This is a genomic window from Sodalis ligni (assembly GCF_016865525.2).
Taxonomy (GTDB): domain Bacteria; phylum Pseudomonadota; class Gammaproteobacteria; order Enterobacterales; family Enterobacteriaceae; genus Acerihabitans; species Acerihabitans ligni.
In genome coordinates, this window is the sequence record NZ_CP075169.1 from 1,507,760 (window position 1) to 1,521,844 (window position 14,085).

Consider the following 14,085-nt stretch of genomic DNA (forward strand, 5'->3'; position numbering starts at 1 on the left):
ATATGGGGGCGTTTTCCCCCGCCTCAATGCCTGCCGCGTAAAATCATATCAAGGCTTCGGTCCGGTAAAATACGGCGTAACACTGACATAGTATGCGCCACCAGCGTGACCGGATAACGTAACCGGGGTCTCGGATGTTCCAACGCATGATGCAGTTTGGGCAGGATTGCCTCGGGAGGCAACGTAAATCGTTTGGCAATACCGGGATTGGTTACCGGTTTATCCGACCTGGACTGTCTGACGTTGCCGGTAAAAGCGGTGCTTATGGGGCCGGGCTCAATCAGACTGACATGCAGGCCGGTGCCGTGCAGCTCCATCCGCAGAGTATCCGACCAGGCTTCCAGGGCGAATTTACTGGCGGCATATGCCCCGCGTCCCGGCGTGGAAACCAGCCCCATCACCGAACTGGTCTGGATAATCCGCCCCTCGCCGTGGGGCAGCATGGCCGGCAGCAAGCGCTGGGTGAGCTGATGAGTGCCGAACAGATTGCTGGCGAACTGTTTTTCCAACAGCTGACGCGACAGGTCGGCCAGGGGGCCGTATTGCCCGTAGCCGGCATTATTGAACAGGGCATAGACCCGATTGCCGGTGAGCTCAATGATAGCGGCGGCGGCAATGTCAACGCTCTTTGCTTCATCCAGATCCATTTGCAGCGCCTCGAATCCGGCGGCCAGCAGCCCTGCGACATCCGCCGGGTTGCGGCAGGTCGCCACCACCCGATAACCGCGCTGGCGTAAATCCGTCGCCGCGACGGCGCCGATACCGCTGGAACAGCCGGTGATCACCACCGTTTTTTGCATAACTTTACCCATGGCTTGGTCCTGAGACGGATGAATCATGCTTAAGTAACGGGGTGAGCTGCGTCGACATCCAATCGGCGATAAAAGGCTGGGCCAAGGGATTGGGGTGAATGCCATCATCCTGCATCCACTGCGGTTTCAGATAGATTTGCTCCATAAAAAACGGCAGTAGCGGCACCCCGTATTTTTGCGCCAGCGCGGGATAAATCTCGCTAAACGATTGAGTGTAGCGCTGTCCGTAATTCGGCGGCAGGCGGATTTGCATCAGCAAGGGCTGCGCTCCCGACTGTTTTACCAGTTCGATGGTCCGGGACAGGTCCTGCTCGATGGCCGGCGGCGGGAAACCGCGCAGACCGTCGTTGCCTCCCAGTTCAATCATGACCCAGCGCGGATTGTAGAGTTTGAGCAAAGCCGGCAGGCGCGCCAGGCCTTGGGTGGCGGTATCGCCGCTGATGCTGCCGTTAATCACCCGGCTGCCGTCGGCCTGCTGCCGCCATTTATCATTAAGCAGCGACGGCCAGGCCTGCTCTGCCGCCATTCTATAGCCGGCGCTGAGACTATCGCCCAAAATCAATAAGGTATCAGCGGCAATTGCACGTACACTGAAGAGTCCTAACAGTAAAAGGAAGGGAAAATGCCAGCGGAAAACGTTCTTGAAGTTCATCATCTTGGTAAACACGTCGGTCAGGGGGAACACCAGCTTACCATCCTTACCGGAGTTGAGCTTGTTGTCAAACCGGCGCAGACAATTGCGCTGATTGGCGAATCGGGCTCCGGTAAATCCACCCTGCTGGGCATTTTGGCCGGACTGGACGACGGCAGCGAAGGAGAGGTCAGGCTGCTGGGCCACTCGCTGGCGGAGCTGGATGAAGAGGGACGGGCGGCGTTGCGGGCCCGGCACATCGGTTTCGTGTTCCAGTCTTTTATGCTGGTGCCTACGCTGACCGCCCTTGAGAACGTGCAGCTGCCCGCCTTGTTGCGGGGTGAAAGCGAAGGGCACAGTCGTGAACAGGCGCTACAATTGCTGGATCAGCTGGGTTTGTCCCGGCGCCTGGGCCATATGCCGGCCCAGCTGTCCGGCGGCGAACAGCAGCGCGTGGCGCTGGCCCGTGCCTTCAGCGGGCGGCCGCAAATTCTCTTTGCCGATGAGCCCACCGGCAATCTGGATCGCAAAACCGGCGATCGCATCGCCGATTCGCTGTTCTCCCTGAACCGGGACTCCGCCACCACCCTGATATTGGTGACCCATGATCTCCAGCTCGCTGCCCGCTGCGAGCGGCGCCTGCGCCTGCAGGACGGCCGATTGCAGGAGGTGGCATGATAGGACGATGGTTCTGGCGCGAATGGCGTTCTCCTTCGCTGCTGATAGTGTGGTTGGCGCTGACCCTGTCGGTGGCCTGCGTACTGGCTTTGGGAAACATCAGCGATCGTATGCAAAAAGGCATCGGGCAGCAAAGCCGCGAATTTCTTGCCGCCGACCGGGTACTGCGCACTGCGCGCCCGATAGATGAAAGCTGGCTGCGGCAGGCCGCCGCCGACGGCTTGACCTTGAGCCGCCAGGTAAGCTTTATGACGATGACCTTCGCCGGCGACAACGCCCAACTGGCCAATGTCAAAGCCGCTGACGAGCGCTATCCGCTGTACGGACAACTGGTCACTCGTCCGGCGGGCTTGCGGGCCCAGCCCGGCACCGTGCTGGCGGCGCCGCGTTTACTGGCGCTGCTAGCCCTGAACGTCGGCGATATGCTGGCGGTGGGGGACGCCACGTTACGCATCAGCGGCGAGATCGTGCAGGAACCGGACAGCGGATTCAACCCGTTCCAAACCGCGCCGGCCATCATCATCAACGGGGCGGACGTGGAGAAAACCGGCGCCGTCCAGCCCGGCGGCCGGGTGACCTGGCGCTATATGTTCGCCGGCACGCCGCAACAGCTTCAAACCTTTGAGGGCTATCTGCTGCCCAAGCTTGGCGCCGACCAGCGCTGGTATAGCATGGATGACTCCAACGGCGCGCTGAACGTCTCCATCCAGCGCTCTCATTCCTTCCTGGTGCTGTCGGCGCTGTTGACGCTGATGCTCGCCGTGGCGGCGGTGGCGGTGGCCATGGGGCATTATTGCCGCAGCCGCGGCGACGTGGTGGCGGTATTGAAAACCCTCGGCGCCGGACGCCGGGCGCTGATGAAACTCATCATCGGCCAGTGGCTATCGTTACTGATCTTTGCCGGGATATGCGGCAGCCTCATCGGTCTGGCCTTCGAATGGCTGTTAATGCGCATGCTGGCGCCGGTACTGCCGGCGGCGCTGCCCTCCGCCGGCGTCTGGCCCTGGCTGTGGTCGCTGGGATCGCTGGTGATTATTTCCCTGCTGGTGGGCCTGCGGCCGTACCGGCAACTGCTGGCCACGCGCCCGCTGCGGGTGCTGCGCCGGGAATCGGCCGCCGCTGTCTGGCCGCTGCGTTATTATGTGCCGGCTGTCCTTATCGTCGTCCTGGGATTGCTCATCGCCATCGTCGGCGTCGGCGGGCTATTCTGGACCCTGGCCGGCGGCATTGCGGTCCTGACGCTGATGCTGGCGGCGGTGGGATGGGGCGCCTTATGGCTGCTACGGCATGTGGTTGTCCGACGGCTTACCCTGCGGCTGGCCATTAACCGCCTGTTGCGGCAGCCATGGATAACCATGAGCCAGCTGGCGGCGTTCTCACTGAGTTTTATGCTGCTGGCGTTGCTGCTGGTGATGCGGGGGGATTTACTCCAGCGCTTCCAGGAACAGCTGCCCCCGGGCAGCCCGAACTATTTCCTGCTGAACCTCACCGCCGATCAGGTGCCGCAGGTCAGGGATTTTCTCCGGCAAAACCAGGTATCCCCCGGAGCATTTTATCCCATCGTCCGCGCGCGCCTGACGGAGATCAACGGGCAGATAGCAACCCAGATCGTTCATGAGAACGATCCCGGCGGCCGCACGGTCAATCGCGAGCTGAACCTGACCTGGATGGCGGACCGGCCCGAGGGTAATCAACTGGTGTCAGGCCATTGGCCTCCGGGGCCCGGGGAAGTCTCCATGGAGCAGCGGGTGGCCGATGATCTGCACCTGAAACTCGGCGATACCCTGGCCTTTACCGGCGATACCCAGACCTTCACCGCCAAAGTGACCAGCTTGCGAAAAGTGGATTGGGAAAGCCTGCGTCCCAATTTCTTTTTTATCTTTCCGCCGGGATCCCTGGATAATCAGCCCCAAACCTGGCTCACCAGTTTCCGCTATCAGGGTGACGAAAAGCTGATGTCCCGCTTGAACCGCCAATTTCCCACCCTGACCTTGCTGGATGTGGGAGCCATTCTGCGGCAAATCGGCCAGGTATTGCAGCAGGTCAGCCGCGCCCTGGAAATCATGGTGGCGCTGGTGCTTATCTGCGGCGGCCTGCTGCTGCTGGCGCAGGTGCAGGTGGGTATGCACCAGCGCCAGCGGGAACTGGTGGTCTATCGGACCTTGGGGGCCAGCGCCAAACTGCTGCGCTTGACCCTGTGGAGTGAATTTGCCTTGCTAGGACTGGTGGCCGGCGTGGCGGCGGCCATCGGCGCCGAAGCGGCGCTGGCGCTATTGCAGCAGAAAGTGTTCGATTTTCCCTGGCAACCGGATTATGTGCTGTGGTGGGCGCTGCCGCTGGGGGGGATGATATTATTGTCGCTGTTGGGCACCGTGTTGGGTATCCGGCTGGTCAAGGGCAACGGCGGCTTTCGACAGTATCTGGGGTGAGTTTTATCGCGTAACATTAATGCAACAAAAAATCCCCAGGCAAGTGACAACCAGGTTGACAGCCACCGCACGCCTACTGCACAGTAACGGCCAGGCGTCATACTAAAATACGGTTTGAGGAGTTAAAATAATAAATGTCCACAACGTCTAAAATAATCTATACGCTCACTGACGAGGCGCCGGCGCTGGCGACCTATTCTCTGCTGCCAATCGTTCAGGCGTTCACCCAATCTTTGGGCATCGCCGTGGAAACGCGCGATATCTCGTTGGCCGGCCGCATAATTGCCAACTTCCCCGAAAATCTGCAGGCTCATCAACGCATCTCCGATCATTTGGCGGAGCTGGGCCAATTGGCTGTCACGCCGCAGGCCAATATTATCAAGCTTCCCAATATCAGCGCTTCGCTGCCGCAGCTGAAGGCCGCCATTAAAGAGTTGCAGGAGCAGGGTTTCGCGGTTCCGGACTATGTGGATGAGCCGAAGACCGATGCGGAAAAAGATGCCAAAACACGTTATGACAAAATCAAGGGCAGCGCGGTGAATCCGGTTCTGCGCGAAGGCAACTCCGATCGGCGCGCGCCGCTGTCGGTGAAAAGTTACGCCCGCAAACATCCGCATCGCATGGGCCCTTGGTCCGCCGATTCCCAAACCCATGTGGCGCATATGACCGCCGGTGATTTTTACGGCAGCGAAAAAACGGCGCTTATCGACCATGACGGCAGCGTTAAAATCGAGCTGGTGGGCAAAGACGGCGCCGTCAAGGTCCTGAAGGCGAAGACGGCGGTAAAAGCCGCTGAGCTTATCGATGCGTCGGTGATGGGCAAAAAGGCCCTGAGCAGCTTTATCGATGAGCAGATTCAGGACGCCAAGCGCCGGGGAGTGCTGCTGTCGCTGCATTTGAAAGCCACCATGATGAAAGTCTCCGATCCCATCATGTTCGGCATCGCGGTGAGCGAATTCTTTAAAGATGTGCTGGACCGCTACGCTGACGACCTGAAATCCCTGGGCTTTTCCGCCAATAACGGTATCGGCGATTTGTATGCCAAAATCAACGCCCTGCCGGCGGAAAAACAGCAAGCCATCAAGCAGGATATCGACGCCCTCTATGCCCGACGCCCTCAGTTGGCGATGGTGAATTCCGATAAGGGCATCACCAATCTGCATGTGCCCAGCGATGTGATAGTGGATGCCTCCATGCCGGCGATGATCCGCGATTCCGGCAAAATGTGGGGACCCGACGGTCAATTGCACGACACCAAGGCAGTGATTCCCGATCGCTGCTACGCCGACATCTATCAGGTGGTCATCGACGATTGCAAACAGCACGGCGCCTTCGATCCCACTACCCTTGGCACGGTGCCCAACGTCGGCCTGATGGCCCAGCAGGCCGAAGAGTACGGCTCCCATGACAAGACCTTCCAGATTCCGGCGGACGGCGTGGTACGGGTGACCGACGAATCCGGCCGGGTCTTGCTTGAACACAATGTTGAAGCCGGTGATATCTGGCGTATGTGCCAGGCCAAAGACGCGCCGATCCGCGATTGGGTGAAGCTGGCGGTTACGCGGGCCCGCGAATCAAATACCCCGGCGGTGTTCTGGCTGGATCCGGCCCGCGCCCATGACGCCCGCATGATTGAAAAAGTGCAGCGCTATCTGAAGGATCACGACACCTCCGGCCTGGACATCCGCATCATGTCGCCGGTGGAAGCCACCCGCTTCTCTCTTGAACGTATCCGGGCCGGTAAAGACACCATCTCCGTCACCGGCAATGTGCTGCGGGACTATCTCACCGACCTGTTCCCCATCATGGAGCTGGGCACCAGCGCCAAGATGCTGTCCATCGTGCCGCTGATGGCCGGCGGCGGGTTGTTCGAGACCGGCGCGGGCGGCTCGGCGCCGAAGCACGTCCAGCAGTTCCTGCAGGAGAATCATCTGCGCTGGGACTCGCTGGGTGAATTCCTGGCGTTGGCGGCATCACTGGAGCACGTCGGCATCGCCGGCAATAACCCCAAGGCGAAAATCCTGGCGAAAACCCTGGATCAGGCCAACGGTAAATTCCTCGATACCAATAAATCGCCGTCACGCAAGACCGGCGAACTGGATAACCGGGGCAGCCACTTCTACCTGGCGCTGTACTGGGCCCAGGCGCTGGCGGAGCAAAACGAAGACCCGGCTCTGAAACAGCAATTTGCCGCCTTCGCCGCGACTCTTGCCGACAACGAACAGCAGATTGTCGCGGAACTGAACCAGGTGCAGGGCAAACCGGTGGATATCGGCGGTTATTATCATCCGGACCCGGCGCTGGCAAGTCAGGCCATGTGCCCGAGCGCCACCTTGAACAACGCGGTAAAGGCGGTAATGGCCTAACTATAGAACGGACGTCCTGTGAAGGGACGTCCTGACCTTGGGACGTCCCGGGTCCAGAGCGGTTTTCCATTGGTCCTGAATTTCGCAGGGCTTTTGCTACACGGTATATCCCTTCTAAAGACACCCCATTCACAGACGTTATTCCCAGCATTCGCGCGGCCAGGTATCGGCTTTTGCGCGTATCTCAGAATTCATCCATGTGATTTAACCAAAATAACATGATGGGAAAATAAGTGTGGATAGCCCTGCATGTTATTGTTAAATCGCGGAGCTTGTGATAACTATAAAATACTTTTAGCTTTACTGTGCTTATTTTGTATTTGCATTTATTAAATTTTATAAAGAGGCGAACGTGAAGTTAGATTATGTAAATAATAAATCATAAAAGTTATCACTTTTCATCAGGTATGAATGCTATGATCGGCAGCGCTTAGTTTTGGTGATTTGTTGAATTTGCCAATTGATCAAATTATTTTAATTGGATTGATTATTTTTGCTCTCTTTTGCACAACTATTTAATTAATTCTGGTTATTTTGAATATTAATCAATAAATAACGTTTTGAGGTTTATTATATGCCAAATAACAATATAAATGCTTCGTTTATTCATCATAGTCAACATGACATTACGCATGTTTCAGCACCTCATTCAAGTAGTGAGATTGAGAAACCCAGACTTTCCTTTCGAAAGGATAATGACGACATTAACTTATTTGAAACGACGTTTTTGATGATTACATGAAACAAACCCGAGATGATTTAATTTATATCGCCGGGAAGGCGGGTGTTGGAGATAAATTCTCATCGCAAATTAATCATTTTATGTCATTGATTGAAGAGCCTGATTTCATTGCCGATGAAAATAAAGAAATGGTTTATGGTCAACTGGGTCGGTTTCTTGAACTTTTAAGCAATATTGATAAAGAAAAATTCTCTTATATTTTTAAGGATATCATCGAAAACATGTTTGCCGGCTTGGATGTTTGCACAACGGGTGCCATAAGCAACATATCCAATGCATGCACAAGAGTTAAATATCATACCGGCGGAGGAACGTTGAATAAATGCAAAGATTTTCGGAATAATCTTATTATTTCACTTGTCGCAAATTTTGTCAGGCACCATCATGGCAGCAAGTCAGAAGAAATGGAAATACATTATGCCAATGCATATCAGCAACTCTTAGAAGATACGGAATGGAGTATAGGTGCACCCGTAACCGATATCTTCATCTCACAAGATCAGAAGAATTTGATTAAAATTAATTTTAACTATTTAAAAGAAGATCTTTTCAGGTTGTCTCGTATCTGAGAATGATATCAGATTATGGTCTTGAAGTTTATCAAACATGCCAAGATATCGCGGCAAAAAAGGAAATCATAAGGATAATGATTATACAATTCTGACGAATGAAGGCTATGTTGATATCATAAAATATATTAAATCAATATCTGATTTTCTAAAAGAGGAGGATATTGTTTCCTGCAACAATGATTATTGTATGTCATTAAAGCCTAATGCAGATGCCATTAACTGTGCCTTAGCTGAAACGTTATCATCGGAACAGAGTCCTTCTGGTTACGCAAAACCATGATGATTCGTGATGATAAGTTTGAAATAGTTAATGCCGGCGGTTTTATTTTTGAAGACAAAGAGCATAATATCCGTAAACCTATGTCTCTCGGCGTGTTGAGCGGGAAAAAATAGCTGGGTCAATCGAAGATGAATTGTTGCTTTTCACAATTAATAATACAGATTTAAACGAAATTAGCATTCATTTTCAACCTGAATGGGTTAGCCAAACATTGCCTGTCTTCACATCCTGTGACAGTGAAAAATCTATGCGGCACTGACGATTTTTTGAAAGATTCAGAAATTGATAATACTTTTCGTTCTAAAATGGCCACACCATACTTATGTTGTCAATTAATTATACAGATATGGATATGGCTAAAAAATATTGAAAAATCTAACGTTAATATCAATGATAAAGACAATAGAAACCGCAGCGCTTTGCATTTGGCTGTCGTAAAGCAAAGTTTCGAAATGTCTTCTTTGTTGTTAAATGAAAAAGCATTATCGCTGATTGTAAGGATGATCGTGGACAAACACCTTTAATGCTGGCTGCTATATACCAGAATTTTCAAATCGCCGAATTGCTACTGACCAGACAAGATGTTGATGTTAATCAAGTGGATTTTAATACAAACAGCGTTTTATTACACGCGGTTCATGGTAATCAAATTAATTTAGTTCAATCGCTGCTTAAAAGAGCAGAGATTGATTTCAACTACAAAATAAGGATGGGGCCACCGCTCTGTCTACCGCAATTAAGGAAAAACATGGTGAAATTATCAAATTATTACTTAACTGTGAGTTGATAAATATAAATCAAGTGGACAGTTCTGGAAATTCTTCTTTGATATTGGCTGCAGCGACTGGACAAACAAAAGTGGTAGAATGGATAATAAAAGGCCGGAGATTCAAATAAATCTTGAAAATGATGATGGAGTTACAGCTTTAAATAAAGCAATATTAAAAATCAAAATAAAATAGTGAAATTATTACTTGATCATGGATCAATCAATGTAGGCGCTGCTGATAAAACGGGCGATTCAGCATTGATCTACGCTGCTGCGTTGGGACAGCGTGAGACAACAGAGTGGTTACTGAATAGAAGTGATATAGATATCAACCATACGAATAAAGTGGGGTTATCTGCTTTAATTCTTGCTGCGTCTAGGGGCACAATGAAATAGTTGAAGAACTGCTTAATAGGGCGGGAATTAACATTAATCATGCCACTGAAAATGGATATTCCGCTTTAATAGGCGCGGCGGAGAAAGGATATAGTGAAATTGTAAAGTTGTTGCTTAAGATGAGGGATATCAAAATTAACCATATAAATGAATCTGGATATTCTGCTTTAATGCGCGCGGCCGACAAAGGGCACAGTGAAATCGTAAAATTAATGCTTGATAACACGGATATTGATACCAACCTTACTGATTATTTTGGCAATTCTGCTTTAACGCTCGCTGTGAGTAGGGGGTGCAACGAAACAGTAAAATTATTGCTTAATAGAATGGATATTGATATCAATTACCTGAAAAGAGGCGATTCTGCTTTAATGCTCGCTGTGCGTTCTGGGCGCAAAGACATGGTAAAATCACTTCTTAACAGAACGGAGATTGACATTAACTGTGTAAACAGGAATGGTTCGACCGCCCTGATTGTCGCAACGGAACATAAGCATATTGAGATTGTGAAATTATTGCTTGATTGTGCGACTGTTGATATCAATAAAGCAAACCTCAAGGGAGAGACTGCGCTAATGGTGGCTATAATAGGAGGTCATACAGAATTCATTGAATTATTTGTTAAGCGTAAAGACATCGATTCAAACGTGAAAGATCTCATTGGCAAAACTGCTTTTTTCATGGCTATTAATAAATCGGACTATAATACGGCAAAGCTTTTAATCATAGCGAAAATACTGAACTTGGCCATAAAAACAAAAAGAATAATGTCACCCGTGAATTTGATGAATAAAATAAGCTGGTTCAGATTGCCGTACTACTAAAAGTAGCCTGTATCGGCTATATATTTAAATCGAATCGGAGAGAGCATTTCTCTCACCGGCGGCACCTAAATAGCTTTTCATATTAGCGCTACACTTGCGGGAGATGACATCCCGCCAGCGCTGGCCCTGCACGATGAGAAGTGAAGCATTAATGCGCAAAGCTATTTAGTCAAATGCTTCAGGCCCGATAAAAAGGCCTTTATTGGTCAAGCGACGGCAAGATCACAGCAGCTCTGCCAGCCGTTGCTGCGCCCAATGCAGCCCGCGCTGATACTCCTCTGGCAACTGTGGCGCCAACCGCGTAAGGCTGCGATGCAAAACATCACGGTCGGGATGATTGAGGTTAAGGTGGCCCACCTTACGACCGGGACGCACCTCTTTCTCATACCAGTGCAAATGCACCAGGGCATCCTTAAGCCAGCTTTCGTCGACGCCTGTTCCGATTAGATTCACCATCACCGACGGCGCGTTGACAACCGGTTTTGGCAGCGGTAAATCCAGGATGGCGCGCAAATGCAGCTCGAACTGGCTGATGGAGGCGCCGTTTTGCGTCCAGTGGCCGCTGTTGTGCACCCGCGGCGCCAGCTCGTTAATCAATAAATCATTGCCGAGAATAAAACACTCCATCGCCATCACGCCGACGTAATTCAGTTCATGCATAATGGCCGACAGCATAAGCTCCGCCCGATGCTGCAACGCGGCGTCCGGCTGCGGTAGCGCGACGCTGGCGCGCAGGATGCCGTCCTGATGCAGGTTATGGGTCAGCGGATAAAAAACGCTGCCGCCGTCAAACCCGCGGGCGCCGATTAACGATACCTCGCCGGAGAAGGGGATGCCCTGTTCGACAATACAGCTTCCATAACACTCTTGAGGCAGGTCCGCTTCTTCGCCGGGAGTGAGTCGCCACTGACCGCGTCCGTCATAACCGCCCACGCGGCGTTTGACGATAGCCAAATCACCAAAGGAATTGAACACCTGCGGCCACTGCGCCGCCCCACTGAGCTCTTCCCATGGCGCGGTGGACAGCCCGAGCTGGTCCAGCAATTGTTTTTGCGTCAGGCGGTCAGCCAGACGCGGAAAAATATCCCGGTTAACAAACGCCTTATGGCGCGCCAGCTCCAGGGTCAGCGGCGTTTCGGGCCAGCGTTCGATTTCAGCGGTAATCACGCTTTGCTGGAACGGCACCGATTCAGGCTCCGCCTCCAGACCCACCGGGAATACCTGTATGCCCAGGGGTTCGCCTGCCTGACGCAGCATGCGCCCCAGCTGGCCGTTGCCTAAAACACAAACCGGCTTCATGCATCCTCCCGCGGGTCGGGATGGGCCAGAACCTCATCGGTTTGCGCCTGCCGCCAGGCCGCCAAACGGTCCGACAACGCCTGGTCATGCAAAGCAAGTATCTGTGCCGCCAGCAATGCGGCATTGGCGGCGCCGGCCTTGCCGATGGCCAGGGTGCCCACCGGTATGCCGCGAGGCATCTGCACGATGGAATAAAGGCTGTCCACGCCGCTCAGCGCCGCGCTCTGCACCGGCACCCCCAGCACCGGCAGCAGGGTTTTTGCCGCCAACATGCCCGGCAGGTGGGCCGCGCCCCCCGCCCCGGCGATGATCACCTGGATTCCCGCCGCCGCCGCTCCCTGGGCATATTCAAACAGCTTATCCGGCGTGCGGTGCGCAGAGACGATTTCCGCCTGAAAGGGGACCTGCAGGGAAGTGAGAATGTCCGCGGCGAACTGCATGGTTCCCCAGTCGCTTTTGGATCCCATAACGATGGCGATTTTTGCCAGGGCAGGATTGGCTTGCATGGACGGAATGCTCCTGTGGTTGCGCTAAAACGACCCCCGTCACGCCGGGATGCCGGTAAAAGAGGGCGTAGAGCATATCATGTGTCACGGGCGAGGAAAACGGTTGCGTATCCTGTTAAAGCAGAATTATAGATCACATATATCACCTAACGCGGACCAATGGAAAAGAGGCGCCGATAACATTCCCAGCACCTGTTTCAGACATAGCTGACGTATGGGAGGAAAGAATTTTGCGCCGGCTATCCCTCGAAAGGGAATTCAATCAGTTCGATACTCTCCCGGCTGACCTTGATCATGGAACCCTGATGGTGCCAGGCGCCCAGCACCGCCCGATGGAGCTGGCCCGAGGACAGTTGCTGGATGTGGATGGCCGGGCGGTGGGTATGGCCGTGAATCAGCCAGTCCACTCCATGGCGCTCGGCGACGGCGGCCACCGCCTGCGGGTTGACATCCATGATGTCCGGGGATTTTGCCTGGTTGGCCTGCCGGCTGCCGGCGCGCATCCGATCGGCGATTCGCAGGCGCCAGCGCAGCGGCAGCGCCAGAAATAATCGCTGCAGCCAATGCCGGTTGACGCGTCGCCGGTAACGCTGATAGCGCACATCATCGGTACACAGGGTATCTCCGTGCAAAACAAGGATTCGGCGATCGTATAATTCCAGTCGTTGCTCTTCGGGCAGTATGGTCATGCCGCAGGCATCGGCGAAACGCCGGCCCAGCAGGAAATCACGGTTGCCGTGGATAAAAAAGCACGGGATGCCCTTTTTATGCAGCGCGTGCAACGCCGCGGCGACTTCGCGATGCAGCGGCGCGGGATCGTCGTCCCCAATCCAGGCCTCGAACAGGTCGCCCAGGATATAGAGCGCGTCGGCGTGGATCGCTTGCCGCTGTAAAAAATGCAGAAAACCGGCGGTGATCGCCGGTTCTTTATGACTTAGATGAAGATCCGCAATAAATAAGGTTGCCATTGCAGCAGTGTTTATTCTTCCACCGTCACGCTGGTGATAATGACATCTTCTTTAGGCACATCCTGATGCATGCCGCTGCGGCCGGTGGGGACATTTTTGATTTTATCCACTACATCCAGGCCGTCGGAGACTTCGGCGAAAACGCAATAGCCCCAGCCGTCGGCATTTTCAGAGCGGAAATTCAAAAAGTCATTGTCCACCAGGTTAATGAAAAACTGCGCGGTGGCGGAATGGGGATCGTTGGTCCGCGCCATTGCAAGCGTGCCGCGGTTGTTTTTCAAACCGTTGTTGGCCTCGTTTTTGATGGTCGCCTTGGTGGCTTTTTGCGCCATGCCTGGCTCAAAACCGCCGCCTTGAATCATAAAACCGTTAATGACACGATGGAAAATGGTATTATCATAAAAGCCGCTACGGCAGTAATTCAGGAAATTCTCGACGGTTAACGGTGCCTTGTCGGCGAAAGTATTAATGACGATATCGCCGTGATTAGTGTGGAAAGTGACCATAAATAGTTGTCCTACGAGTCAGAAAAGGAGTTATACCCTATTGATTTCATGTTGCGCCAGGGCGGCAACGTGAAAGATGACGGGTATATTCACTGCCAGGGAAACAGACCGAATTTATAACATAAGTCCGGCGTGGAGTCAGCATACACAGCAGATAACACCGGTTTCTGTTAATATGCCCGGCCAAATCCCCCGCAAAACGGTTGCTTTTCGATCATGGCATAGTCCGTGGCATAGCCCTCCGGGCTCGCTTGGCGCCTGGTCTTGCATTCCCAACGTCTTCAGGGTTCAATACCCCGTTGCATGA

General features: G+C 53.1%; 14 protein-coding genes and 1 pseudogene. 9 read left to right on the forward strand and 6 right to left on the reverse strand.

Annotation, left to right across the window (positions count from 1 at the left end):
• Positions 1-23: 23 nt before the first annotated feature.
• Complete coding sequence (locus GTU79_RS07030; RefSeq protein ID WP_132927847.1) at positions 24-800, reverse strand: SDR family oxidoreductase; 777 nt, start codon at positions 798-800, stop codon at positions 24-26.
• 4 nt (positions 801-804) lie between these two features.
• Positions 805-1,464, reverse strand: a complete 660-nt coding sequence (gene tesA, locus GTU79_RS07035; protein ID WP_203523135.1) for a multifunctional acyl-CoA thioesterase I/protease I/lysophospholipase L1 — start codon at positions 1,462-1,464, stop codon at positions 805-807.
• On the opposite strand from tesA, the gene ybbA reads away from it, so the two are divergent.
• From ybbA to GTU79_RS07080, 9 genes and pseudogenes are all read left to right on the forward strand, one after another.
• On the forward strand, positions 1,435-2,121 hold the full coding sequence (gene ybbA / locus GTU79_RS07040) for a putative ABC transporter ATP-binding protein YbbA (RefSeq protein ID WP_132922892.1): 687 nt from the start codon (positions 1,435-1,437) through the stop codon (positions 2,119-2,121). The two genes, tesA and ybbA, sit on opposite strands and share 30 nt — an antisense overlap.
• On the forward strand, positions 2,118-4,550 hold the full coding sequence (ybbP, locus tag GTU79_RS07045) for a putative ABC transporter permease subunit YbbP (protein WP_203522375.1): 2,433 nt from the start codon (positions 2,118-2,120) through the stop codon (positions 4,548-4,550). The genes ybbA and ybbP overlap by 4 nt, the downstream gene beginning before the upstream one ends.
• A 134-nt stretch (positions 4,551-4,684) precedes the next feature.
• A complete protein-coding gene (locus GTU79_RS07050; RefSeq protein ID WP_203522374.1) occupies positions 4,685-6,916 on the forward strand; it encodes an NADP-dependent isocitrate dehydrogenase in 2,232 nt (743 codons plus the stop codon).
• Between the two features lie 738 nt (positions 6,917-7,654).
• Positions 7,655-8,227 carry a hypothetical protein gene (locus GTU79_RS07055; protein ID WP_214513800.1) on the forward strand — a complete coding sequence of 191 codons (573 nt, stop codon included), beginning with the start codon at positions 7,655-7,657 and terminating at the stop codon, positions 8,225-8,227.
• A gap of 37 nt (positions 8,228-8,264) precedes the next feature.
• Positions 8,265-8,510 (forward strand): hypothetical protein, encoded by a 246-nt coding sequence (locus GTU79_RS07060; protein ID WP_214513801.1) that lies wholly within the window; start codon positions 8,265-8,267, stop codon positions 8,508-8,510.
• 523 nt (positions 8,511-9,033) lie between these two features.
• Positions 9,034-9,297 (forward strand): ankyrin repeat domain-containing protein, encoded by a 264-nt coding sequence (locus GTU79_RS31310; RefSeq protein ID WP_214513802.1) that lies wholly within the window; start codon positions 9,034-9,036, stop codon positions 9,295-9,297.
• Positions 9,207-9,407: pseudogene (locus tag GTU79_RS31315) on the forward strand (ankyrin repeat domain-containing protein); the annotation flags it as partial. The gene GTU79_RS31310 and the pseudogene GTU79_RS31315, both read left to right, overlap by 91 nt.
• Positions 9,408-9,471: 64 nt before the next feature.
• Positions 9,472-9,675 carry an ankyrin repeat domain-containing protein gene (locus GTU79_RS31320; protein WP_214513803.1) on the forward strand — a complete coding sequence of 68 codons (204 nt, stop codon included), beginning with the start codon at positions 9,472-9,474 and terminating at the stop codon, positions 9,673-9,675.
• On the forward strand, positions 9,672-10,499 hold the full coding sequence (locus tag GTU79_RS07080) for an ankyrin repeat domain-containing protein (RefSeq protein ID WP_338091490.1): 828 nt from the start codon (positions 9,672-9,674) through the stop codon (positions 10,497-10,499). Before GTU79_RS31320 ends, GTU79_RS07080 begins: the two co-directional genes overlap by 4 nt.
• Before the next feature lie 222 nt (positions 10,500-10,721).
• Here GTU79_RS07080 and purK read toward each other — a convergent pair whose 3' ends face one another.
• The 4 genes from purK to ppiB form a co-directional block, all read right to left on the reverse strand.
• Complete coding sequence (purK, locus tag GTU79_RS07085; protein WP_203522370.1) at positions 10,722-11,798, reverse strand: 5-(carboxyamino)imidazole ribonucleotide synthase; 1,077 nt, start codon at positions 11,796-11,798, stop codon at positions 10,722-10,724.
• Positions 11,795-12,304, reverse strand: a complete 510-nt coding sequence (gene purE, locus GTU79_RS07090; RefSeq protein ID WP_203522369.1) for a 5-(carboxyamino)imidazole ribonucleotide mutase — start codon at positions 12,302-12,304, stop codon at positions 11,795-11,797. Before purE ends, purK begins: the two co-directional genes overlap by 4 nt.
• A 239-nt stretch (positions 12,305-12,543) precedes the next feature.
• Positions 12,544-13,272 carry a UDP-2,3-diacylglucosamine diphosphatase gene (locus GTU79_RS07095; protein WP_203522368.1) on the reverse strand — a complete coding sequence of 243 codons (729 nt, stop codon included), beginning with the start codon at positions 13,270-13,272 and terminating at the stop codon, positions 12,544-12,546.
• A gap of 11 nt (positions 13,273-13,283) precedes the next feature.
• Complete coding sequence (gene ppiB / locus GTU79_RS07100; protein ID WP_132922886.1) at positions 13,284-13,778, reverse strand: peptidylprolyl isomerase B; 495 nt, start codon at positions 13,776-13,778, stop codon at positions 13,284-13,286.
• Positions 13,779-14,085 lie beyond the last annotated feature (307 nt).

Bases quoted from the DNA above. Each gene is read 5' to 3' on its own strand.
- GTU79_RS07030 (WP_132927847.1), bottom strand. From the start codon at position 800: ATGCAAAAAACGGTGGTGATCACCGGCTGTTCCAGCGGTATCGGCGCC.
- ybbA (WP_132922892.1), top strand. From the start codon at position 1,435: ATGCCAGCGGAAAACGTTCTTGAAGTTCATCATCTTGGTAAACACGTC.
- tesA (WP_203523135.1), bottom strand. From the start codon at position 1,464: ATGAACTTCAAGAACGTTTTCCGCTGGCATTTTCCCTTCCTTTTACTG.
- ybbP (WP_203522375.1), top strand. From the start codon at position 2,118: ATGATAGGACGATGGTTCTGGCGCGAATGGCGTTCTCCTTCGCTGCTG.
- GTU79_RS07050 (WP_203522374.1), top strand. From the start codon at position 4,685: ATGTCCACAACGTCTAAAATAATCTATACGCTCACTGACGAGGCGCCG.
- GTU79_RS07055 (WP_214513800.1), top strand. From the start codon at position 7,655: ATGAAACAAACCCGAGATGATTTAATTTATATCGCCGGGAAGGCGGGT.
- GTU79_RS07060 (WP_214513801.1), top strand. From the start codon at position 8,265: ATGCCAAGATATCGCGGCAAAAAAGGAAATCATAAGGATAATGATTAT.
- GTU79_RS31310 (WP_214513802.1), top strand. From the start codon at position 9,034: ATGCTGGCTGCTATATACCAGAATTTTCAAATCGCCGAATTGCTACTG.
- purK (WP_203522370.1), bottom strand. From the start codon at position 11,798: ATGAAGCCGGTTTGTGTTTTAGGCAACGGCCAGCTGGGGCGCATGCTG.
- purE (WP_203522369.1), bottom strand. From the start codon at position 12,304: ATGCAAGCCAATCCTGCCCTGGCAAAAATCGCCATCGTTATGGGATCC.
- GTU79_RS07095 (WP_203522368.1), bottom strand. From the start codon at position 13,272: ATGGCAACCTTATTTATTGCGGATCTTCATCTAAGTCATAAAGAACCG.
- ppiB (WP_132922886.1), bottom strand. From the start codon at position 13,778: ATGGTCACTTTCCACACTAATCACGGCGATATCGTCATTAATACTTTC.